The organism is Amycolatopsis sp. cg5 (genome assembly GCF_041346955.1).
Classification (GTDB): domain Bacteria; phylum Actinomycetota; class Actinomycetes; order Mycobacteriales; family Pseudonocardiaceae; genus Amycolatopsis.
In genome coordinates, this window is sequence record NZ_CP166849.1 from 5596543 (window position 1) to 5617058 (window position 20516).

22 protein-coding genes are annotated in these 20516 nt (G+C 66.8%); 10 read left to right on the forward strand and 12 right to left on the reverse strand.

Annotation, left to right across the window (positions count from 1 at the left end; genetic code table 11):
- Positions 1-230 precede the first annotated feature (230 nt).
- The 4 genes from AB5J62_RS24740 (at position 231) to AB5J62_RS24755 (ending at position 4063) form a co-directional block, all read left to right on the forward strand.
- Entirely contained in the window at positions 231-1349 is a 1119-nt protein-coding gene (locus AB5J62_RS24740) for a radical SAM protein (protein WP_370942324.1), read from the forward strand.
- The gene (locus AB5J62_RS24745; RefSeq protein ID WP_370942325.1) at positions 1346-2590 is read left to right on the forward strand and encodes a cytochrome P450; all 1245 of its coding nucleotides are present in this window, start codon (positions 1346-1348) and stop codon (positions 2588-2590) included. Before AB5J62_RS24740 ends, AB5J62_RS24745 begins: the two co-directional genes overlap by 4 nt.
- 311 nt (positions 2591-2901) lie before the next feature.
- Entirely contained in the window at positions 2902-3753 is an 852-nt protein-coding gene (locus AB5J62_RS24750) for an alpha/beta fold hydrolase (protein ID WP_370942326.1), read from the forward strand.
- 169 nt (positions 3754-3922) lie between these two features.
- Positions 3923-4063, forward strand: a complete 141-nt coding sequence (locus AB5J62_RS24755) for a hypothetical protein (RefSeq protein WP_370942327.1) — start codon at positions 3923-3925, stop codon at positions 4061-4063.
- Positions 4064-4180: 117 nt separating this feature from the next.
- Here the strand turns inward: AB5J62_RS24755 and AB5J62_RS24760 are convergent, their stop codons facing one another.
- Together AB5J62_RS24760 and AB5J62_RS24765 are read right to left on the reverse strand one after the other, a co-directional pair.
- A complete protein-coding gene (locus AB5J62_RS24760; RefSeq protein WP_370942328.1) occupies positions 4181-4429 on the reverse strand; it encodes a hypothetical protein in 249 nt (82 codons plus the stop codon).
- 151 nt (positions 4430-4580) lie between these two features.
- The gene (locus AB5J62_RS24765; protein ID WP_370942329.1) at positions 4581-4886 is read right to left on the reverse strand and encodes a hypothetical protein; all 306 of its coding nucleotides are present in this window, start codon (positions 4884-4886) and stop codon (positions 4581-4583) included.
- 358 nt (positions 4887-5244) lie between these two features.
- On the opposite strand from AB5J62_RS24765, the gene AB5J62_RS24770 reads away from it, so the two are divergent.
- Positions 5245-5592 (forward strand): hypothetical protein, encoded by a 348-nt coding sequence (locus tag AB5J62_RS24770; protein WP_370942330.1) that lies wholly within the window; start codon positions 5245-5247, stop codon positions 5590-5592.
- A 33-nt stretch (positions 5593-5625) separates the two neighbouring features.
- Here the strand turns inward: AB5J62_RS24770 and AB5J62_RS24775 are convergent, their stop codons facing one another.
- Positions 5626-6561, reverse strand: coding sequence for a 4-(cytidine 5'-diphospho)-2-C-methyl-D-erythritol kinase (locus AB5J62_RS24775; RefSeq protein ID WP_370942331.1), 936 nt, complete (start codon positions 6559-6561; stop codon positions 5626-5628).
- A gap of 128 nt (positions 6562-6689) precedes the next feature.
- On the opposite strand from AB5J62_RS24775, the gene dxr reads away from it, so the two are divergent.
- On the forward strand, positions 6690-7889 hold the full coding sequence (gene dxr / locus AB5J62_RS24780; protein WP_370942332.1) for a 1-deoxy-D-xylulose-5-phosphate reductoisomerase: 1200 nt from the start codon (positions 6690-6692) through the stop codon (positions 7887-7889).
- Between the two features lie 132 nt (positions 7890-8021).
- Here dxr and AB5J62_RS24785 read toward each other — a convergent pair whose 3' ends face one another.
- The 3 genes from AB5J62_RS24785 to AB5J62_RS24795 all read right to left on the reverse strand — a co-directional run bounded on the left by AB5J62_RS24785 (position 8022) and on the right by AB5J62_RS24795 (position 11429).
- Complete coding sequence (locus AB5J62_RS24785; protein ID WP_370942333.1) at positions 8022-9200, reverse strand: NAD(P)/FAD-dependent oxidoreductase; 1179 nt, start codon at positions 9198-9200, stop codon at positions 8022-8024.
- Between the two features lie 466 nt (positions 9201-9666).
- Positions 9667-11154 carry a wax ester/triacylglycerol synthase family O-acyltransferase gene (locus AB5J62_RS24790; protein WP_370942334.1) on the reverse strand — a complete coding sequence of 496 codons (1488 nt, stop codon included), beginning with the start codon at positions 11152-11154 and terminating at the stop codon, positions 9667-9669.
- Positions 11151-11429 (reverse strand): hypothetical protein, encoded by a 279-nt coding sequence (locus AB5J62_RS24795; protein ID WP_370942335.1) that lies wholly within the window; start codon positions 11427-11429, stop codon positions 11151-11153. The genes AB5J62_RS24790 and AB5J62_RS24795 overlap by 4 nt, the downstream gene beginning before the upstream one ends.
- A gap of 292 nt (positions 11430-11721) precedes the next feature.
- On the opposite strand from AB5J62_RS24795, the gene AB5J62_RS24800 reads away from it, so the two are divergent.
- From AB5J62_RS24800 to AB5J62_RS24815, 4 genes are all read left to right on the forward strand, one after another.
- Positions 11722-12522, forward strand: coding sequence for a DUF3050 domain-containing protein (locus tag AB5J62_RS24800; protein WP_370942336.1), 801 nt, complete (start codon positions 11722-11724; stop codon positions 12520-12522).
- A 211-nt stretch (positions 12523-12733) separates the two neighbouring features.
- Positions 12734-13036 (forward strand): hypothetical protein, encoded by a 303-nt coding sequence (locus AB5J62_RS24805; RefSeq protein ID WP_370942337.1) that lies wholly within the window; start codon positions 12734-12736, stop codon positions 13034-13036.
- Between the two features lie 68 nt (positions 13037-13104).
- On the forward strand, positions 13105-14343 hold the full coding sequence (locus tag AB5J62_RS24810; RefSeq protein WP_370950322.1) for a nucleotide sugar dehydrogenase: 1239 nt from the start codon (positions 13105-13107) through the stop codon (positions 14341-14343).
- Between the two features lie 61 nt (positions 14344-14404).
- Entirely contained in the window at positions 14405-14938 is a 534-nt protein-coding gene (locus AB5J62_RS24815; RefSeq protein WP_370942338.1) for an EF-hand domain-containing protein, read from the forward strand.
- Positions 14939-15012: 74 nt separating this feature from the next.
- Here AB5J62_RS24815 and AB5J62_RS24820 read toward each other — a convergent pair whose 3' ends face one another.
- Genes AB5J62_RS24820 through AB5J62_RS24845 form a run of 6 tightly spaced genes read right to left on the reverse strand, consistent with a single transcriptional unit; the run spans position 15013 to position 20462 of the window.
- Complete coding sequence (locus AB5J62_RS24820; protein ID WP_370942339.1) at positions 15013-15366, reverse strand: hypothetical protein; 354 nt, start codon at positions 15364-15366, stop codon at positions 15013-15015.
- Positions 15367-15388: 22 nt separating this feature from the next.
- Positions 15389-16300 carry a Gfo/Idh/MocA family protein gene (locus AB5J62_RS24825; RefSeq protein WP_370942340.1) on the reverse strand — a complete coding sequence of 304 codons (912 nt, stop codon included), beginning with the start codon at positions 16298-16300 and terminating at the stop codon, positions 15389-15391.
- The gene (locus AB5J62_RS24830) at positions 16300-17370 is read right to left on the reverse strand and encodes an Ldh family oxidoreductase (protein WP_370942341.1); all 1071 of its coding nucleotides are present in this window, start codon (positions 17368-17370) and stop codon (positions 16300-16302) included. The genes AB5J62_RS24825 and AB5J62_RS24830 overlap by 1 nt, the downstream gene beginning before the upstream one ends.
- Positions 17367-18617 (reverse strand): M20/M25/M40 family metallo-hydrolase, encoded by a 1251-nt coding sequence (locus AB5J62_RS24835; protein ID WP_370942342.1) that lies wholly within the window; start codon positions 18615-18617, stop codon positions 17367-17369. Before AB5J62_RS24835 ends, AB5J62_RS24830 begins: the two co-directional genes overlap by 4 nt.
- Positions 18614-19453, reverse strand: a complete 840-nt coding sequence (locus tag AB5J62_RS24840) for a sugar phosphate isomerase/epimerase family protein (protein ID WP_370942343.1) — start codon at positions 19451-19453, stop codon at positions 18614-18616. Before AB5J62_RS24840 ends, AB5J62_RS24835 begins: the two co-directional genes overlap by 4 nt.
- Positions 19443-20462, reverse strand: coding sequence for a Gfo/Idh/MocA family oxidoreductase (locus AB5J62_RS24845; protein WP_370942344.1), 1020 nt, complete (start codon positions 20460-20462; stop codon positions 19443-19445). The genes AB5J62_RS24840 and AB5J62_RS24845 overlap by 11 nt, the downstream gene beginning before the upstream one ends.
- Positions 20463-20516: the final 54 nt, after the last annotated feature.

The following is a 20516-nucleotide window of genomic DNA, read 5'->3' on the forward strand; positions in this document are numbered from 1 at the left end:
GCCGATGGCGATCGGGGTACGACGAACCAGTTCCGACCACGGCGGGACAAGCCGCGCCGAGACTTCTGTCCAAGCTTCTTGCCCTTTGATACAAGTTCCTCGACGCGTGCTGCCGGGCGGGCGATCATCGTGGTCTGCCGACCCGAAGTATCCCGCGAGTACAACGACCACGCGTCTGCGGCTCAGTCAGCCTGATATGACCGGCCGCGCGTCGTTCAGGATGAGGGAACATGTCATCAGCGGTGCACATCGAAATCAAACCGAGCAAGGAACGGGTGCTGTCACGAGCGCTCGAACTGGTGGCAGGCGACCCGGCGTTGCAAGAGCGGCTGCTCCGCCTGACCGGCTTTTCCCGTGGAGTCCGGACCGCCGAAGTGTTCGTCACGGATGCCTGCAACCTCCGCTGCAAAGGATGCTGGTTCTTCGCCCACGGAATGGACACGGACAGTGTCGAGATCCGGGACCTCGACACCATTCGCGAATTCGCCCGCGGTTTGCGGACCTCCGGAGTCACGCACACTCTGCTGCTGGGCGGCGAACCCGCTCTCGTTCCGGACCGGCTCCGGGTGTTCGCGGAAACGCTGCCTTACGTCACCGTGGTGACCAATGGGACCCGTCCGGTACCTCGCGACGGACTTGAGAACGTCAATGTCGCGGTGTCATTGTGGGGTGGTGGGCCGATCGATGACCAACTGCGCGGGCACCGGCCGAACGGGGGCGAGGTGAAGGGCTTGTTCCAGTGCGGGCTCGACGCCTACAAGGACGATCCACGTGCCGTCTGGATCTACACGATCAGCGAATTCGGCATCCCGTACATGGAGGACACCGTCGCGGCGATCGCCGAAAACGGGAACCAGGTCAACTTCGGCTTCTACAGTGACTACGGTACCGACCCCGAGGCCAGAATCAGTGAAAGCCGCCGCGCGATCGACGAAATGATCCGGATCCAGGAAAAGTACCCCGACGTGGTCATTGGCCACCCGTACTACTTCGAAACCCTGGTCACGGGCAGCTCGCACTGGGCAGATTTCGGCTATCAAACGTGCCCGAGCATCAGTGTCGACCATCCGGCGCACGCCGACCGCCTCGCCGACGGTCATCCGGTTCTCCGTGGCTTCAACACCTACCGGACCGACCACACGGTGCAGTTCTGCTGCACCTCGGGGGACTGTAACGGGTGCCGGGACAGTCAGGCCGTCTGGACATGGTTGCTGGTCAACATGCACCGATTTCTCCGGGACGCCAGTCAGTTGGAACTGTGGGTCACACTTGCCGAGAACTTCTATCGTCAGTTCTACTGGTCCGCATACCATCCGACCAAAGTGGACGGTGCGAGGCACCCGGCATGAGTTCTCCGCACACCCGCTACCGCAGGGCCGCGCTGCTCGAATCTCAAGCCCGTCTCGCGTTGGATTCGGTACGTGGCGACCCTTGCGCCTCGCTACTGAGGCTGAAGCCCAGCAGGGATGGCCATCGCCACTACGATGCGATCCGCCGAAGAAGCGAACTCGTCGCAAGCCGCCGGGGCCTGCTGTTCACCGCGTCGCACCCCACCGCGCGGCAGGTTCTGCGCAGCGACGCTTTCGGAGCCAGGCTCGCCGGGTCACCGAAACGACCAGCGCAGGGCGAGCGTCAGTCCGTGCATCCACTCGATGACGCCTTCCTCAGAATGGATCCGCCGCACCACACCGAGTTGCGCGCCCAGGCAGGCCCCCCTTTCGCGAGGAACCGGCTGACCGAGATAGACGGCTACCTTGGCGAAGTGATCGAACACTGCCTTGACCGGTTTCCCGCCGGGGAACCGATCGACCTCATCGCGCGGTTCGCCGAAACCATCCCGTTGTGGACGACCTGCCGCATACTGGGCCTCCCGGTCGAAGACGCTCCCCGCTTCGCGAGTTGGGCGCGGCTCTTTGCCCGCCTGCTGGACGGGCCACGTTCGGTCCGGGACTGTCGGCTCTCCGACGCCGCGGTGGCCGAGATGTCCGACTACTTCCGAGCTCGGATCGAGGCCCCCCACCCGAGCCGTGCGGCGCTGATCGACGACCTGGCCCGCCGTTGCCCGGTCGACCTCGACGTCAAGGACGCCATCGCCACCTGCGAGATGCTGCTGCTGGGTGGCTTCGCCACGACCGTCAACCTCATGGGCAACACCCTGCACACGTTGCTACGCGATCCCGGTCTGCGCCCGTCGAGCGGCGACTACCTTCCCATCGTCGAGGAATCGCTGCGGTTCGACTCTCCCGTGCAATACACGGTTCGGGTCGCGAAGGTCGACACAGAAGTGGCCGGGCAGCTGATCACGGCCCGAACGCCCGTGGTTGTTCTCCTTGCGGCAGCCAACCGTGACCCTGACGTCTTCGCGCACCCGGACGTGTTCACACCGGGCCGCGCGAACGCGCGTAGCCATCTCGCGTTCGGCGCCGGTATCCATTTCTGCCTGGGATCCGCCCTTTCGCTTCACGAGGTGACAGTCGCGGTGCGCAGGTTGTTCGACCGGTATCCGGACCTTGTTCTCGCCGGCAAGCCACAACGGCTTCGATCCCGTGTGCTCAGGGGGTTTTCGCGGCTACCCGTCATAGCCCGGTGAGGCCCGCCCGGCTGGGCGAACGCACAGACACGACCCGCTCAAGCCATCCTGGCCGCACAAGAAACCTGCGCGAGCCGCCAGCCGGGGACACGCGCCCAGCGGGCTCTGGACACGTGAAGCGTGCGCGCCCCCGATGGTGCGTCGACATGAATGTGACGTTGGTGCAGGATTACCACACGTTTGTGCAGGTCTTCACCGGGTGCGTGCTGTGACGGGATCGAACCTGACACAGTGACCATACGTGTACCCCGATGAGGTTCTCCGGTCTGCCCGACGAGGCGCGGGCGGGCGACTCATAGAAGGTGAGCATGATGACGCGGAACATCACAGTGCCGTACTCACCAGTGAGCCGCATGGCGGGAAACGGAGGGGGGCTGGCCCGGCTGGCGGCAGCGTTACGGGTCCCGTTGTGGCACGAGGCACAGGCTTTCCGGCAGCGCCTCGCGATCGAACGGCATCCGCTGTGGCGTACACCGCCGTTGGACATGGCTGGCCTGCCGGTGCTGCTGGTCGGCGGCATGGGCAGCACCCCTATGCTGTTGTCCTCACTACAGCAGCTGCTGCAACGGCTCAACTGCCGTGTGCGGGTGGCTCCAGTCCGGTTCGGCATCGGATGCGGCGAAGCCACCGCCCAGGCTGTCGAGGACTCACTGACGGGCTTGGTCGAGTACACCTCGGCGCCGGCGGTGGTGATCGCGCACAGCCGTGGCGGGCAGTTCGCCCGCGCCGTCGCCGCCCGCCGCCCCGAACTGCTACGCGGCCTGATCACACTGGGCTCCCCGCTGACCCGGATGCTCGCGGTGCATCCACTGCTGTGGGTTCACGTCACCGCGCTGGGGGCCGCCGGAGCGATCGGTGTGCCGGGCTTGCTGCGCCCCGGCTGTCTCTGGGGCACCTGCTGCGCACCATTGCGAGCCGACCTCACCGGCCCATTCCCCGACGCGGTGCCGTTCCTGTCGATCTACTCCCGCAGAGATCGCATCGTCGACTGGCGCAGCTGCCTCGATCCCGCAGCTCGCCACCACGAGATCGTCACCAGCCACGGTGGCCTGATCTGGGACCCGGTCAGCTTGACCGCCATCGTCGAGGAACTCGGCACCCTCGGCAGCACCACGCGGATCACCACCGGCGACTCGCCCAAGCGCAGCGACCTCGCAGCGTAGTGATCAGAGGTGAAGCGGCCACCGCACGACAACGTCGTTCCCGCGTCTGTTCCTGTCCGCATATGGCACCAGGTCACCACCCGATGGTGACACGAGGTCCACTGTAGAATCAGACACGAACGCCTGGTAGCCCAACCGGTGACAGGAGAAAATGAGGATGGTGACGCGGATGGACTCCACCACCACTGCCGAGTCGGCGACGACCGAGGCGACTCCGATCTTCGAGGACGTCTCAGCCGCGGTCCTCGGGATCACGACTCCGGACACGGATCGCCCTGCCGCCGGAAAGGCCCCGGTTTCGCGGGGCTGACAGGCGTCGCGCCGATCAGCAGTCGCCACGTCCCTGACGCGCGGAGCGGACATCGTGCGCACACCAGTTCGTGATCCAGGTGGCTCCTGGGCTCGGAACTTCTGGGTCACGGCCCGCTCAAGCGACCAGATCGGGAGTTCCTGCCAGCACATCGGCTCCTGATCGAGTCACCATCGCACGGGCCTGCTGCCCGAACGGCACCTGTTGTTCCGCGGTGATCAGCCCCAATTCCAGCAGCCGATGCACGGCGCGATGGTCACACCACCCACCATCGACGACGAGATCTGGCTCGCAGAACGCGACCAGCATTCCCCTGCCGGCCGCCACCGCCCGCAAGATCGCATATTCCCGCCTGTTCAACCTCATCCCGATCACCCTTCCCAGCCACGCTGGACTCTTCACTTTTCAGGGTCGGGCACGCGTCTTCATTTTGTCTCTACCGACGCAAATCTTCATGCTTCATAAATTGAACACCAATACTATGCATACCCTGAATCTGCATAGACGTTTCCACTAGTTACACGAAATGGTCGCCAAAGCCCGACAGTTTTGTCACAAGGCTCAACGCTTCTACGCACTTCGACAGCTCATCCAGCACGTATCGGGGACGCCCCGGCTCCGTCAACTCGGCGACGCTCAGATCAATCACCTTCTGCCCGAGCGCGTCAGCGGTGAATCCTGCCGGGCCTGCGCCGCGGGCGACCGCCGCGTCCGCCAGCCGTGTGTGCCCGATCAGCAGCGTGCGCCTAAGACCTGAAAGAACGGCGTCCGCGTCGGCCGCGTCCATCACCAGCCTGCCCTCGGCCGCCAGCTTGAGGAGCAAGTCGACTGCTGAGGTCTCCGATGCCCTGTCCACGGTCAAGCCCCATCCGAACTCGGTTGGCGATCTGGCTTTCTTTCGCTTCCACATCGTGTAGCCACAACGAGCCGCAGGCCAGTCAGTAGCTGGTTTACTGCACCTATTACCACGTTCCACTGACTTTCTGGCTACACCTATCGGCTGACCTGCTGCTTAGCGCACCCCAACGAGAGCAGAACCGAACAACGTCCCCCGCCTCGCCGTGTTCTTTCGGGCAGTTTTCGCCAAAGAAAAGACAGAGTCCGAAGGTGAAACCCGCACAACACAACAGCCCGCTTCCTTCGTTGTACATTCGATGCCCCGCCAACACGAAGGAGCGACCGTGGAACACGGCCGGCACGCCGGGCCCGCTGCCGTTGACAGCGATCAGCACGCGGAAGACGAGATTCCCGACCACCAAGTCATCGCCGCACTCGAAGCGACGTTGGAAACGATCACTCGCATAGTCGGCAGGTCGGACAGCTTGCGCCGGCCGCCTCCACTGGGAGGCGGCGCGACCGCGATGTGGTTGTCGGACAGAATGCTCGAAACCGCCACAGATCAGCGAGGCATGCTCACTCAACTGGAGGCCGCTCAGCGTGAGCTGCCCAAACTGATCGAAACGCTCCGAACGCATCTTGAAGCACGCGAGACCGCCGAGCAACAGGACGATGAAACGAATCAGACTTAGCCCGGCGACCGGCCGGGCCGAGCAGTCCGCCGGTCAGGCGAACTCACCTTGACGATCGACTACCCGGGCGCCGAGCACAGGTCCACAAGCGACTTTGACAGCACGGCAGCCCTCGTACCCGGAAAGCCGTCTTCCCACTCGCAGTGCGTGCGCATGGTCCTGGCAGAGAAATACACAGGTGGGACCAGAACCGGAAATCAAGCCTCCCAGCGCGCCTGCTGAGAGTCCGGCTTCCAGGGTACGACCAAGCCTCGGCCGGATCGAAAGTGCGGCCGCCTGCAGGTCATTCCCCAGTAAAAGAGCCAACTGTCCGGGGTCTCCTGACGACAGAGCATCGAGAAGGGGCGGATAGTGGCCGACCCGCGGCGGCTGTGCTCTCGCACGGAGGAGTTCGAGCTCTTCGAACACCAACGGCGTCGACAGCCCTCCATGGTCGAGCGCGACCACCCAATGGAACTGGTGCGGGATGTCGACGCCCATCAACTCGTCGGCACGCCCGGTCCCGAGCGCATGTCCCCCGAATAGATGGAACGGCACGTCACTCCCCAAGCGGGCTGCCACGGTGGCCAGTTCCGCGCGGGTCAGGTCGAGCTTCCACAACTCGGCCAGTCCCACCAGGGTTGCCGCCGCGTCGGCATTTCCACCCGCCATACCGCCGGCGACAGGAATCTTCTTGTGCAAAGCGAGACGGACATCAATGTCGGCTGTGGATCGTCCACAGTGCTCAGCTAGCGCCAGCACGGCTTGCCAGGCACGATTGGCCGCTCCTCTCGCTACCGTCCCTGCGCCCTCGCCTCGTATTTCGACCCCGGGGTCGGCCGAGACGCTGACGACGACTTCATCGGTCAAGGAAAGAGCTTGAAACACAGTGACCAGGTCATGGCGGCCGTCCGGCCGCAGGTTGCCGACGCCGAGATGAAGATTGATCTTCGCGGGAGCCGAGACCCTGACCGACGGAGACTTGAACATAACGCGAATCTACGCCGCGATCTCTTGACTACCCGATGTCCAGCCCATAGGCCGGAACGTGTTCCGTGACACGGAACAAAAAGCCTGCGAACTGGACCGTGACCGGCTCCCGGAGAACACTTGACGAGATGACCGCTCAGCGCAGGATCCTGATCCTAGGCTCTACCGGCTCGATCGGCCGTCAAGCTCTTGACATCGCGAAGCGCAACCCACACCTGTTCGCGATCAGCGGTATCGCCGCGCGAGGTTCTGATCCGGCAGCTCTCGCCAGACAGGCGCTCGAACATTCCGTTGCCGCGATCGCCATCACCCATGGTTCCGCCGAACCGGTATTGCATGCCTTACGAGAAGAGGCCAGGCGCCGGGGCGACGGTGCGCACATCGGCGCGCTCCCCCAGGTGTTCGCGGGGCTCGCCGCGGTCAGCGATCTGATCGACGCCGTGCCCGCGGACGTCATCCTCAACGGAATGGCGGGCTCGCAAGGTCTCGAGCCCACGCTGTGCGCGCTCCGCACCGGTGCGACAGTGGCGCTCGCGAACAAGGAGTCTCTGGTCGCCGGCGGACCGCTCGTTCTCGCGGCCGCGAGACCAGAGCAGCTGGTACCGGTCGACTCCGAGCACTCGGCGATCGCCCAGGCATTGCGGTCCGGCCGCAAGGAGGAGGTCGCCCGGCTGGTGCTGACCGCGTCGGGTGGCCCGTTTCGGGGCCACACCCGAGCACGACTGAGCCAGGTCACTCCCGCGGAGGCCCTCAACCACCCGACTTGGTCGATGGGGCCGGTCGTCACCATCAATTCGGCGACGTTGATGAACAAGGGACTGGAACTCATCGAGGCACAGTTATTGTTCGGCATCAGGGCTTCGGACATCGAAGTCGTGGTACATCCCCAATCTGTTGTTCATTCGATGGTCACCTTTGTCGACGGATCCACGTTGGCACAGGCCAGTCCGCCGGATATGCGACTTCCCATCGCGCTGGGAATGCACTGGCCTCGCCGCGTCGACAAGGCCGCAGCAGCGTGCACCTGGAATTCACCGACGTCATGGACATTCGAACCGCTGGACGACGAAGTGTTCCCAGCCGTGCAACTCGCCCGCTATGCGAGTGCCGCGGGTGGTTGCGTTCCAGCGGTGTACAACGCGGCGAACGAGGAGCTGGTGGCGGCGTTCCTCGACGGAAAGACGAGCTTCACGTCGATCGTGGACACTGTCGCCGACGTGGTCACAGCGGCGGATCAGTGGCGTTCCGAGCCGCGCGACGTCCAGGACGTGCTGGCAGCAGAACTATGGGCACGCACTGCGGCGGCAGGAAACCTTCGGGGCGTCTGAGCTTGACGTTCCCGATTCCAGGCGACGCCGGTGTCGAAGGAGCTGCTTGGGCACCGACGTCGCCGCTTACGGGCTTGGCGCGGAATGCGGCTTTCGTCGGCGCGGCGGGCCGCCAAGAGGTCCCCACCGCGCTCAGCTGACGGCGGGGGCCATCGACAACCTCGCGACAGCGACGTCCGTGCTGCCCGTGCCCGCCCAGTCCGCCAGGACCTGCCCGAAGGTCGGTACGAACTTGAACCCCCACCCGGCCGCGAACACCGCCAGCCGCGCGCCGTCGAGCGCAGGGGAATCCACCAGGCTCAGGTAGAACTGCCGGTCCAGGTCCCTCGGCAGCACCGCCTGGCAGGTGCTCGCATGCAAGGGTTCCGGGCGGAGCATGGGCATGTGCCGCCGCACCCAGTTCTCGGCCCGTGACACGTCCTTCGCCCGGGGAACGAGGGCAGGCGTCGCGGACGGTTCGAGCTCGTCGATCTCGAAGTCGGGGGCGATCCGGCACTCGTTCGTCCTAGCCCACGGCAAGGGGCCGAAACCGTGGAAGAGGCTGGCGTCGGCGCTGGTCGGCTGCTGGAAGGCGGACCAGAACGGCAAGGCTGGTGCCCGGCCTGCCGGAGCGAACTGGATGTTCGCCATCTCGAACACCCGGTAGTCCATGGCCGCCCCGAGCGGAGACAGCAGAGAGTTGGTGCCCGCGCCGGCGGCGAGTACGACGGTTTCCGCCAGGTAGTTCCCAGAAGCGGCCTCGACCCGGATCTTTCCACGGGCCGGTGTGAGCGAGTGGACCCTCGATCCGGGCACCACTCGCGCGCCGGCCCGCACCGACAGCCCATAAAGCGCGAACAGGGTGGCCTTCACATCAACGATGGCACCGTCGGGCTGAAGGAAACCTTCGTAGTGCCTCGGCAGGTCGGTGAACCCGAAGCGGTTCTGCAGGTCCCGGGCACGCAGCCACTCATATGGGATGCCGAGGTTGTCCATGACCCGGGCCGTGGACGAGATCTGACCTTCGTTCGTCTCCGCCTCGGTGTCGCCGAACCAGAGACTGCCCACCGGATGCAGCAGGCGGCGTCCGGACTCGACCTCCAAGTGGCTCCATTCCCGCAGTCCTTGCATGGCGAGCACGCTGAGATCCTCCTGCGAGTACTGCAGCCGGAAGTGCCGCACCGTTCCACCGGAACTGCCGTGCTCATGGAACAGTTGCCCCGCCTCGAGCACCAAGGTCCGCATCTTCCGTCGCGTAAGCGCTTTCGCCGCGCTGAGCCCGATCGCTCCTGCCCCGACCACAATGGCGTCATACTCCTCGAACCCGCTCATCTGCTGCCTCCTACCGGCTCGAACCAGCGTCGCCTTGACCGGGATCCGCGATCAACGCATTCGCCGCCTCGGTGGTCAGGCACTCGACCTGACCACCGGTGCGACCCCGTTCACCAGGCATGTTGGTCGGTGCGTGACACCCGCGCGCTCGGCCACCGGGCAGTCTCCGGGCCTGGTCGCCGCACATCCGCGACGGCCGTTGTGCGACATGAGCCCGAAACAAGACAAGTGGCTCGGTGTTTCGCAGCCCAGTAACGGTTCCATTTTACGCCTGACCCAACCACTGACAAATCATCGTTCCGGCAGATGAAATTACAATGTATTTCATACTGATGGAACCGCGGAAGTCGCAGTATCCAGCACAATCGCTCACTCAGGGGTCCGCTTTCCACCGCGGATTCGAGGAAGATTGTCAGTGGACTCGGACGCCCGTCGGTTTCGACGGCAGAGTCGTATGTATCCCGGGTCAGGTGACAGTGTCAGCGAGCTTGGTCACGGCACTGGGAATGGCCTCGGCCAGCTTGTCCACGTCAGGCATGGTGCGGGCGTCGCCGTGCAGACCGATGTGGAGTGCGCCCCGGTGGTGGCAGAGTGCGATTCCGAGCGCGTGGCCGGGTGCCAGTGGCACGAGTGGGTACACCTCGCCCATCGCCGCGCCCGCGAGGGACAGGGGGACTGCCGGCAGCCGTACAGTGGTGACGACAAGGTCGAACAGGACGCGAGTGTGCCGGGCGGCCAAAGGCGCCAAAGCCCGATGCGCCGCCGGTGGAACCGCATGGGCCAGCAGCGGCAATGCGCCCGCGCCACGGCCGGGCCCGGCCGTCTTGTTGACGTGCATCGCTGCGCGCACCGCGGCCAGCCGGGCGACGGGATCCGGTTGAGCGACCGGCAGATCGACCAGATAGCCCGAGAGCTGGTTCGCCCCGCCGGTGATGGAACGGGCGCGGTGGTTGACCGGGATCAAGGCCCGCAGGCTCACGTCGTCGACGGGTTCGCCGCGAGCCTGCAGCCAGGTGCGCAGCGCGCAGGTGAGGACGGCCAGCATGACATCGTGACTGGTACCGCCATGACCACGCCTGATCCGTCGAATCCGTGCTTCGTCGAGACGGATCATCCGCACCACTCGAGGAGACGGCGCCGGCCGCGCTGCGAGTGGCGTGCGCAACCGCGGCCGTGGCACCGCGGCGGCCAATGCCGAGCGTGGCGCGGGCAACCGCATCTGCCGCACAACCGACACGGCGATGCCGGTGCCCGTCGCCAGCCAGGCCCTGCCACGGCCGGCCGCCGCGACGGGGTCCCGCGCGATCTCGACCGTGGTGGCGAGTGCCACGGTTCCGGCTTCGGCGGCCGCCGAAGCGGCGCCGCGCAGCAATTCGCGAGGGCTCGGCGGCCAAGATGACACCGCGGATCTCGACATCGGCACGCCGCTCCCCTCATCGGCGAGCGCCGAGCCTGTGGCAGACCGGGGGTCGAGCAGTGACAGGCCGAGCTTGATCGCCGCGGCACCGTCGCACAGCGCGTGGTGCAGCAACACCACCACCGCGACCGCGCCACCGTCCAGGCCACCGACCACATGCAGGCCCCAGGGCGGACGGTCCAGTTCCAGCGGCCACCGCAGCAACTCCGCGGTCAACGCGCACAGCGCGTCCCATCCCCCGCCGGGAACCTGATGGGTATGGATATGCGCCCGCACGTCGAAGCGGGGGTCTTCGTTCCACCGCGCCCCACCGGGTGGTGTCCACGTCGAGGTGATGCGCTGCCGTAGCCGCGGCATCCGTGCCGCCCGTTCCCGCAGCACCTCGGCGACGCTTGCCGGCGCGGGTACGTCGCCCGCGGGGGTCGGAGTCAGCGTCAGGACGGCGCCCAGGTGCATCGGCGCGGCCTTCTCCAAGCCCAAGAATGCGACATCCAGCGGTGAGAGCCGCGCTTCGATGTCGGAGCACGACGTGGTCACAGGTCGGGGTCCTCAGTGCTACGGGGAGTGGGCACTCCGGCGGACAACGGGAACAGGCAGGTCAGGCGGACCGGCACGCCGTGGCAGTGGCTGGGAATCCGCTTCCCCTCGGGCCGCCGGCTGACCCACACGTCGATCACCGGCCGCCCCGCGTCGACGCCGGGACTGACCGCGACCACCTCGTCGAGTTCAGTGAGCCAGGCCCGCGTAGCAGCGACGACCCCGTCCATCGCCGCGGGGCGTTGGACGGCGGTCGAACCCGTACTGGAATTCATCGGTCGCTGTTTGGCCTTTGTGGATAGTGGGATCGGTTCAGGAGTTCGCACCCTGAGCAGTATGGGACAAATGATCATGGTGATGCGGAAGACGCGACGATCGGATGATGATCTACACCCAGTCGGTTGTCGCACCTTCCAGGACCGGCCGAACCGGCACACGGCGAGTTGTCCACCGGAATACCGAACTCGCCCGGCCGAGGTGAATCCCGCACCCGGCGATTGCCAAAATGTGAACCGACCTCCACTGTCATATGTAGGTGTTTCACGTTTCCCGATCGGAAGGTGTTTCATGACTCGCTATCACGGAGCCGGCCCTTTTCCGGGCGTCGGCCGTATCCGCACGGAGATCAGCGCGGCCAGGACAGCGGTCACAGCCCATCCGATCTACCGGCGCATCTCGTCGCCCGCCGAGGTGGCCGTTTTCATGAGCCACCACGTGTTCGCCGTCTGGGATTTCATGTCCTTGCTGAAATCTTTACAACGGGACCTGACTTGCGTGCAGGTCCCCTGGCTTCCCTCCGGACACCCGTTGAGCAGGCGGCTCATCAACGACATTGTGCTGATCGAGGAAAGTGACGATTTCAACGGTGGGTTCACCAGTCATTTCGAACTCTATCGTGCGGCCATGACACAGGCGGGAGCCGATGCAGGCCCGCTCGACGAGTTCCTGCGGCTGCTCGGCTCCGGTCACACGGTGCCGGACGCTCTGCTAGCCGCCGGCGTACCTACTACCGCCGCCGACTTCGTCCGGTCCACCTGGGCTTTGGCAACCGAAGAGCCGGTGCACTGCCGGGCAGCCGCCTTCGCCTTCGGCCGGGAGGACCTGATCCCGGAGATGTTCGACCAGGTGCTGGGACCTGGGGTGACCGCCGGACCGCTCGCCCTGTTCGCGGACTATCTCGCACGGCACATCGAAGTCGACGGCGAAATGCATACACCGATGGCCATGCAAATGGTGGCAGACCTCTGTGGCGCTGACGACGCACTGTGGCATGAATGCGCGATCACCGTGACGCGCACGCTGAGTGCGCGGGCCGGATTATGGGATGGAATCGTGGCGGAACTCGACCGCGCTCCCTCGGCGGCCTGACAGTGTCACAATCCGCGCACGTAACTCGTTCAGGGTGTGAATAAAGGTCCGATCGCGCTATTGCGTGACAGTAAGAGTGATCGCGCGTCGCAGCCATTCGGATTACTCGCTCGGCTCACCGCAACCCGCGCGGGTGGTGTCTGTCCCGATCACGCTGACATCGTTGTCCGGCTGTTAGCGTCGTGAACACGGGAAATAACGAGGAGGAAAAATGCTGGGAAAGACAGGCGGTGCGGTGCTCGCCGTCCTGGGGATTTTCGCCGTGAACGCTCCTGCGGCTTCGGCGTCTCTCGGCAAGGTGACCGTGTTCGAGCTGGAAACGAACAAATTGACGGTGTACCGCAATCCGGACGGGTGCAACAAGCTTCCGCCGGCGGCCCACGTGCTGGTCAACCAGACCAGCGACGTGGTCCGGATCTATGGCGCCCCGTTCTGCCTCGGCCCTTCCCTGCCCGTGTCGCCGGACTACGGATCCCACGTCGCCGCCGGCAGCGGGAGTTTCTCCGTCCGATGACCGTTCACACTGCTTCCACGGATGTACCCACACCGCGAGGCCGCCCAGCGGACACCGTCGACCTGGTGGTGGTCGGTGTCGGCTACGTCGGGCTCCCGCTCGCCGTCGCCGCGCACGCTGCCGGGCTTTCCGTTGCGGGCTATGACATCTCGGCCACGGTCGTGCGACGGCTCAATTCCGGGGACCCCGGCGGCCCGGACGTGCCCGGCCAGCGGCTCAGGCAGATGCTGGACGACGGGTTCACCGTCACCACCGACCCGGCCGTGCTCGCGAGCGCCGACACGATCGTGATCTGCGTGCCGACCGGACTCAGCCAGGACGGGACACCCGACCTCGGCCCGGTACGGTCCGCGGCGGCCGCCGTCGCCGGGCAGCTGCGGCCGGGCACGCTGGTGGTACTCGAGTCGACCAGCTTTCCCGGCACCACTGACGAAGTGGTCCGGCCGATCCTGGAACGCGGCGGCCTGGTCGCCGGCGAGGACTTCGCGCTCGGGTACTCACCGGAACGAGTGGACCCCGGCAACCGCAGATTCGGCGTGCGCAACACCCCGAAGATCGTCAGCGGCCACACTTCGTTGTGCGCCAAGTACTGTGCCACCTTCTACAGCAGGCTGGTCGACTCGGTCGTGGTCGCCAAGGGGACTCGCGAGGCCGAGTTGGCGAAGCTGCTGGAGAACACCTACCGTTACGTGAACATCGCGCTGGTCAACGAGATCACTCGGTACTGCAACCGGGTAGGCGTCGACGTGTGGGACGTCCTGCATTGCGCCGCCACGAAACCGTTCGGATTCGAGGCGTTCGCCCCCGGCGCGGGCGTCGGCGGGCACTGCATCCCGGTCGACCCACGGTATCTGCTCCACAGCGCCGACCGCGCGGGATTCGACCTGACCGTGGTGCGGGCCGCGCGCGAGGTCGACGCGGCGATGCCCGGCTATGTCGTCGAACGCGTCGTTCACCTGCTGGATCAGGCGGGCGTGGCGGTGGCGGACGCCGAGGTGCTGTTGCTCGGCGTCACTTACAAGGCTGGTGTGCCGGACATGCGCGAAAGCCGCGCCGTCCCCGTGGCCGCGGAGCTGAGCGCACGTGGCACCCGGGTCACCTACCACGACCCGCTGATCGGCGTGGCGGCCGAACTCGCCGCATTCGCCTGCCCTGCCGGGGATCTCGGCACGGCCGTGCGGCGGGCCGACGTCACCGTATTGATGGTCGGCCATCGCAGCTACCGCGTGAGCGGTCTCACCGGCAGCGCCCGCAGGCTGCTCGACATCACCGGGTCGGTGCCCGGGGAGGAGGTGGAAAGGCTCTGAATCGAGCCGGTTACCCGGCTATTCCTGTTCTGTCAGTCCGATCGGAAGGAACTTGAAACTGATGACCACGGCAATTCGGAATGACCGCCTCCAGAAGCGCTTCGAGAAGTGGGATGTCAACGGCAACGGCGTCATCGAGCGGGACGACTACGCGGCCGAGGCCGACCGCATCATCTCCGCGTTCTCGGTGGAGCCGTCCGTTCCCGCGGCGCGCAGTGTGCGGGAGGCTTTCCTGGCGATGTTCGACTTCCTCGCCGAGAAGGCCAAGGTCGGCCCGAAGGGCACCATGAACCAGAAGCAGTTCATCAAGGTGGTGGAAGAGCAGCTGTTCCAGGAGGGCGACGCCGGTTTCAGCCGGGTGCTCCGGCCGACCATCTCGGCCATTGTGGGGCTGTGCGACGCGGATGGCGACGGCATGGTCAGCCCTGGCGAGTTCCGCACGTGGATGACGGCCATCGGTGTCGAACCGGCCGCGATCACGCAGACGTTCGCCGCCATCGACAAGGACGGCGACGGGCAGCTGAGCGTGGAGGAACTGGTCCAGGCCGTGCGTGACTACCACTTCGGGGCGCTGGACGTGCCGCTACTGGGCTGATGAACGGGCTCGGGTGGGTCCTGCCGGCGCCCCGACACCGGCAGGACCCACTCGAGCGGCAGCCGCTCAACGGCCTACTGCTCGAAGAGCACATACTGGCCAGGAGCGAGACCGAGTTCCGGGCCGGTACAGGTCCGCTCGGTCCGGATCAGGATGTTGTAGTGGTTGGGGAAATGACAGGCGTCGAAGCCGAGCACGGTGCCCACCACGGTGTCACCCACCACTACGCGGTCACCGCGGTCGAGCACACCGGCGTTCCCGATCTCGATGAAGCCAAGGAACCCGACCCGGTCGATCACGGAGCCCGCCGCTGTCTCTCTGTGGTCGGTGGTCACCAGCTCGTGCACTTCGCCACGCCGCACGCACCGGCTGGCGAACTCCGCCAGCCGCATCCCGCGGTCTTCCCGCCGATGCAGCAGTACCTTCACCACCTCGCCCCGCACTGTCCTCTTAGGACCATTCTCGAGCACGTGCGGCCCCTTCGCGCTGATAGGCGGCGTCGACCAGCGCAAGCGTGGCCAGTCCGCGGTCGGTTCGGCGATGGGTACGTACCGCGTGGCCGAACGCGGTGAGCACCCCCTGGTACTCGTGCCGGAGCGAGCTCTTGAACTCGCGGTACCCGGCCAGCAGGTCGATGGTCCGCGTGGTGCCGTCGGCCAGCCTGACCTCGATCTCCTTGCGCTCGCCGGGAAACGACCAGTCCAGCTCGATGACACCGGGCGCGTGGCCGTGTACCGAAAGCACCGCCTGTCGGTCCGTGTTCACATGGTCACGGGCGATTCTCGCGTCTTGCAGCCACAGTGGTCCGAGGAACAGCTCGGCCAGATCGAACGCGTTCGGCCCGTTGTCGGCGACACAGCCACCACCGCACCGCGCCGCGTCGAGATACCAGCGGTCCTTGCCCACATGCTCCTCGATCCGTTCCAGGTAGCGCACGGTGAGCCCGGTGATCGGCGGGGCATCGGCCAGTTCGGCGGACAGCGCCTGGACATGCGAGTTGTACCGCCGGTGGAAGGCGGTGAAGAGCGGCACGTCACGCCGCCTGGCCATCTCGTCGACCGCGATCCCGTCGTCGAGAGTGGTGGCCAGTGGTTTCTCCACGCACACCGGCAAACCGGCGCCGAGCACGTCGAGACACAGCCGCGCGTGCGTGTCGTTCGGCGCCGTGATGATCACCGCGTCCAACCCGGCCTCGGCCAGCATCGCGCGATGGTCGGTGAAGCACGGGACGGTCCCGTCGAAAGGAGCCAGCATGGCCGGATCCAGGTCGCAGACAGCACCCAGCCGCCAGCCTGGGACAGCCTCGATCGCAGCAAGGTAGAACCGCGCGATGACGCCGAGCCCGATCACTCCGACCCGCATCAGCCTGCCACCGCCAACTGGGGCGAGACGGCGCACAGCTCGCCGTAGAGCGCCTCGGAGAGTGGGACACCTCGCGCGCGCCGCTGCTCGGCGAGTTCGGCTTCAGGCCAGCCCGGATAACGGACGGGCCTGGCCGGATCGGACGGCGGGCAGGCGAGCAGCGAGCCGAAAAGGTCTTCGGCGTCGCGCGCGAACGCCTCGTCCGAACGCAGCATGGCCGGGTCGATCGCCAAGGCGAGCACGCCGATGTCGTCGTCCTCGCCGGTGCCGGTCAACGCACCTGCCGCCGGTCCCCGCTGCGCGCCGGACAGCAGCGCGGCCAGCACCTCGACCATCACACCGAGCCCGAAGCCCTTGTACGATCCCGTTTCCGGCGTCCCGCCGAGCCACTGCAGGTGCGCGTCGCCCCGGTCGAACGCCTCCGGATCGGTCACCGGCGTGCCGTCGTCGTCCGCCAGCCAGCCTGGCGGGACCGGCAGGCCGTCGCGAGCGGCCGCCCTGATGCGGCCAGTCGGGACGACGGTGGTGCTCATGTCCAGCACGAACGGATGCCGGGCCCCGGCCGGGGCGGCCACACTCAGCGGGTTGGTACCGAGCATCGCCAGCGTCCCTCCTGGTGGCCTGGCGATCCTCTGCCCGCCGCAATTCGACGCCAGCAGCCCGATCATTCCGCGCCGCGCCGCGCGCGCGGTGTGAAAGCCGGCGCAGCCGACGTGTGTGGCGCCCCGGACGCTGACCAGCCCGACGCCGTGTCGTGCGGCCCGATCCGCCGCGTCGTCCATCGCCGCGGCGGCGGTCCACAACCCCAGCGCCCGGCCCGCGTCGACGAGCGCGCAGGCACCGAGCTCGTTCACCACCCGGATGCCGGCGGCGGGGTCGGTACGACCGGTGTCGAACAGCGGCAAGTACAGCCGGGTGAGATTGACCAGCCCATGCGACCCCACGCCGGTCAGGTCCCCGTGGCACAGCGCGGCCGCGGCGAGTTCGGCGCGGTGCCTCGGCACCCCTCGGCCCGCGAACACCTCCGTCGTGGTCTTCAGCAAGGTCGGATAGGGAACCAGGACCGTCATGAAACTCCTTTCGCCGCGAACCGGGTCAGCAGTTCGGTGATCACACCGGAAAAGCCGTCCAGCTCGGCTTCGTCGGCGTACTCGCCGCTCGCGTGCGCGTTGTTCGCGCCGAGCGAACCAGGACCGACGATCACCGTCCGCGCGCCGGGCACGGCGGCCATCCAGACGGCGTCGCAGGTGAAGGCGGGCTCGTCGGCGGGCCAGCGCGGCAGCGGAGCCAGCAGGTCCGCCGCCCAGCCGTCTTCGGTCGGTGGCAGCGCCGGGATGCCTCGCTTGAGCCAGTCCAGCCGGACGATCCGAGCGGCGTCGACGACGGTGCGCGTGAACGCGGGGATGTCGCAGAACCGGTCGCAGAACTCGGAAATGCCCTCGTCCAAAGCTTTTTCGAGCAGAGTGGACCACCGCGTCGCGGCTTCGTCAGAGCCGTAGGACAGGTTCAGCAGCAGCTCCCCTGTGCCGTACACCCGGTTGTGCAGCGGGCCGGTGCGGAGCCCGGCGACGCAGACCTGCCCGTCCGGCGGGCACGCCTTGCCGAGCGCACTCGCGAGGTGCTGGGCGAGGAAGCCGAGCAGGACGGTCGCGTTGTGCCCGGCGTGCGGCTCGTCATCGATCGAGTCGTCGCCGTCGATCCGGACCCGCGCCGTCATCGCGGCCGAACACCTGGTCAGGAAGCGCGAACCGGTGGGTTCACAGAACACGTTGACCCGGCCGTGGAATCCGGCTTCGATCAGCGGCCGGGTGCCGATGGTGCCGAGCGCACCACCCTCCTCACCGGAGACCACCTGGATCAGCACGCCGATCTTCTCTCCGACACGGGGGTCGGCCGTGCGGGCGGCCCGGATCCCGGCCAGCAGTGCGACCGCGGGGCCTTTGGCGTCGATCGCGCCCCGGCCGTGGAACCGCCCGGCCGAATATGAGACCGGTTCGATCCCGGCGACCGTGTCGAGGTGGACGTTGAACATCACCGCCGGATCCGATGGCCCGAGCCGTAACACCAGGCTGGGCTGGCGCTCGAGAAACCCGTCGCAGGCGAGCACCGCCTCGCGCACCGGCACCGGCACGTCCGGCCGCAGCACGGCACTCCGGTCCGGTGCGGCGAAGCGCACGATCGAGAACCCGATCGCGGTGGCCGCCGCGGCGTAGCGTTCCATCGCTTCCCTGAGCGACACCGGACCATCGGTTTCGAGCGGTCCCGCGGTGGGCAGTTCCAGCAACCCGAGCAGAAGCTCGCGATCGGCTCCCCTCATGCGGTCGCCCACTCGCTGGTGACCAGTTCGCGCAACGCGGTGGCCGACCGGGCGAACGTCTCCATCGCGTCGTCGGCGAGCCGTCCCCGCTCGTGGGGTCGCACCGACAAATGCGGCTCGAGCGACCAGGCGCCCGCGTAGTCATGGTCACGCAGGATCCGGACACAGGCGGCGATCTCCGCTTGCCCGGCACCGGGCAGCGTGTACTCATGTCGTTCGGGGTCGCCGATGGCGTCCTTCACGTGCACGTGTGCCACATGTGCGGCGATCTCGGTCAGCAACTGCCAGGAGGAGTAGCCGTACGGTACGCCGTTGCCGGTGTCGAACAGGAGTTTCAGCGCCGGGCTGTCCGCGACGCGCAGCAGCTCCAGCATCCGGTCTGCGTCCCTGGCGGCCCAGCCCGCGCAGTTCTCGTGCAGCAGCACGAGACCCGCCCGTTCGGCACGCTCGGCGAGCACGGCGATGCGATGGCACACCGAGACGGCCCACTCGCGCTCGGACTGCTGTTCGTCCGGGTAGGACATGATCCGCACGTACCTGGCGCCCAGCCGCACGCACCGGGCAGCGAGCACGTCGAGTTCGACGAGGTCCGCTTCGAAGGTGGACCGGGCCCACCCGCCGATACGGGAGGCCACGCACACGACACCGAGCCCGGCCCTGTCCAGAGCCGACGCGACTTCGCCGAATCGGGCGTCACCGAGTTCCGCGATCGCCAGCCCGTCGATCGTCCGAAGTTCGACCGTGTCCCAGCCGAGGTTCCTGGCGGCGGCGATCTGCCCCGGCAACCCCGTGGCTGCCTCGTCCGTGATACCGGTGAACACGGGTTCAGCCCGCATTCCGGGCCCTCCGTTCACCCGTCACCGGCTCGGCGCAGATGTTCTTCGCCACCGCCAGGATCCGCACGACCTCGGCCGCGAAGTCGAGCCCGGCGCTGAGCTGATCGGCGCCGGCGTGGAAATTGCGGTAAGCACGGATCATCCACGCGGTCAGCGAGTCGTCGCGCAGTACCGTGCGCGTGGCCTGCCCGTCCTGGATGACGGTGAACTGGGCATGGTCGTCGTCGTCACTGACCGCGTAGTGCCCGACCGCGCTGCCCTGGCTGAATTCGCAGGTGATACGCCGTTCGCGGACCGGCGAGGTGAGATCGGACTCGATCAGCGTGCGGACACCGCTGTTGTGCCGCAGGCCGATCTGCGCGCCACCCATGCGCGGGACCACCAGCTCACCCATGACGAGGTCCTGCCCCGCGGAGTGGGTGACCCGCGCGTTCCCGGCGAGCCGCAGCGCCACGCCGACACCGTGCGGTAGTTCGACGTCGAACGCGCTCGGATGCCCTGGGGCGAGCAGCGAACGGCGGAAGCGTGGCTTGTTCTGCACGATCGAGATCGACTTCAGCTCGCCGAGCGCGGAGCCGCGGACCAGTTTGGTCAGCCTTTTGGTCAACGTGCTGGTCAGCCAGGGCTCGACGATCTCCAGGTGCAACCCGAACTTGCGGCGCAGCCGGATCACCCGCGCGAGCTCGTCGGTGTCGACCGCGAGCGGTTTCTCCACGATGAACCGGCGGAAGCCCAGTTCGGCCAGCTCGGCCAGCACGGTGACACGCACGGCGGGTGGAGTGCAGACGTGCACCACGGTCTTCGCGGGGACGAGCAGGCGTTCGGCTTGCTCGAACGTGGAGGTGACGGTGACCTCCGCGGAGTCCTGGACGGTCCGGCGCGGATCACACGCCACGATCGGCAGTGTGTCGAACAAGGGCCGGGCGGCGGAGCGCGCGCGGGCGAGCACCGGAATGTGGAGCCCGGCGCCCGCGCGGCCCAGGCCCACGACAAATGTCTGCACAATCATCCTTCGTGTTTGGTCTCGACGCCGGTGATCGTGCGCCAAAATTCTTTCCGTTCG

Coding starts and splice junctions, on each gene's coding strand:
- AB5J62_RS24815 (WP_370942338.1), top strand. CDS start 14,405: ATGACCACGGCAATTCGGAATGACCGCCTCCAGAAGCGCTTCGAGAAG.
- AB5J62_RS24750 (WP_370942326.1), top strand. CDS start 2,902: ATGACGCGGAACATCACAGTGCCGTACTCACCAGTGAGCCGCATGGCG.
- dxr (WP_370942332.1), top strand. CDS start 6,690: ATGACCGCTCAGCGCAGGATCCTGATCCTAGGCTCTACCGGCTCGATC.
- AB5J62_RS24775 (WP_370942331.1), bottom strand. CDS start 6,561: ATGTTCAAGTCTCCGTCGGTCAGGGTCTCGGCTCCCGCGAAGATCAAT.
- AB5J62_RS24755 (WP_370942327.1), top strand. CDS start 3,923: ATGGACTCCACCACCACTGCCGAGTCGGCGACGACCGAGGCGACTCCG.
- AB5J62_RS24805 (WP_370942337.1), top strand. CDS start 12,734: ATGCTGGGAAAGACAGGCGGTGCGGTGCTCGCCGTCCTGGGGATTTTC.
- AB5J62_RS24785 (WP_370942333.1), bottom strand. CDS start 9,200: ATGAGCGGGTTCGAGGAGTATGACGCCATTGTGGTCGGGGCAGGAGCG.
- AB5J62_RS24825 (WP_370942340.1), bottom strand. CDS start 16,300: ATGCGGGTCGGAGTGATCGGGCTCGGCGTCATCGCGCGGTTCTACCTT.
- AB5J62_RS24840 (WP_370942343.1), bottom strand. CDS start 19,453: ATGCGGGCTGAACCCGTGTTCACCGGTATCACGGACGAGGCAGCCACG.
- AB5J62_RS24795 (WP_370942335.1), bottom strand. CDS start 11,429: ATGAATTCCAGTACGGGTTCGACCGCCGTCCAACGCCCCGCGGCGATG.
- AB5J62_RS24845 (WP_370942344.1), bottom strand. CDS start 20,462: ATGATTGTGCAGACATTTGTCGTGGGCCTGGGCCGCGCGGGCGCCGGG.
- AB5J62_RS24760 (WP_370942328.1), bottom strand. CDS start 4,429: ATGAGGTTGAACAGGCGGGAATATGCGATCTTGCGGGCGGTGGCGGCC.
- AB5J62_RS24800 (WP_370942336.1), top strand. CDS start 11,722: ATGACTCGCTATCACGGAGCCGGCCCTTTTCCGGGCGTCGGCCGTATC.
- AB5J62_RS24830 (WP_370942341.1), bottom strand. CDS start 17,370: ATGACGGTCCTGGTTCCCTATCCGACCTTGCTGAAGACCACGACGGAG.
- AB5J62_RS24835 (WP_370942342.1), bottom strand. CDS start 18,617: ATGAGGGGAGCCGATCGCGAGCTTCTGCTCGGGTTGCTGGAACTGCCC.
- AB5J62_RS24740 (WP_370942324.1), top strand. CDS start 231: ATGTCATCAGCGGTGCACATCGAAATCAAACCGAGCAAGGAACGGGTG.
- AB5J62_RS24745 (WP_370942325.1), top strand. CDS start 1,346: ATGAGTTCTCCGCACACCCGCTACCGCAGGGCCGCGCTGCTCGAATCT.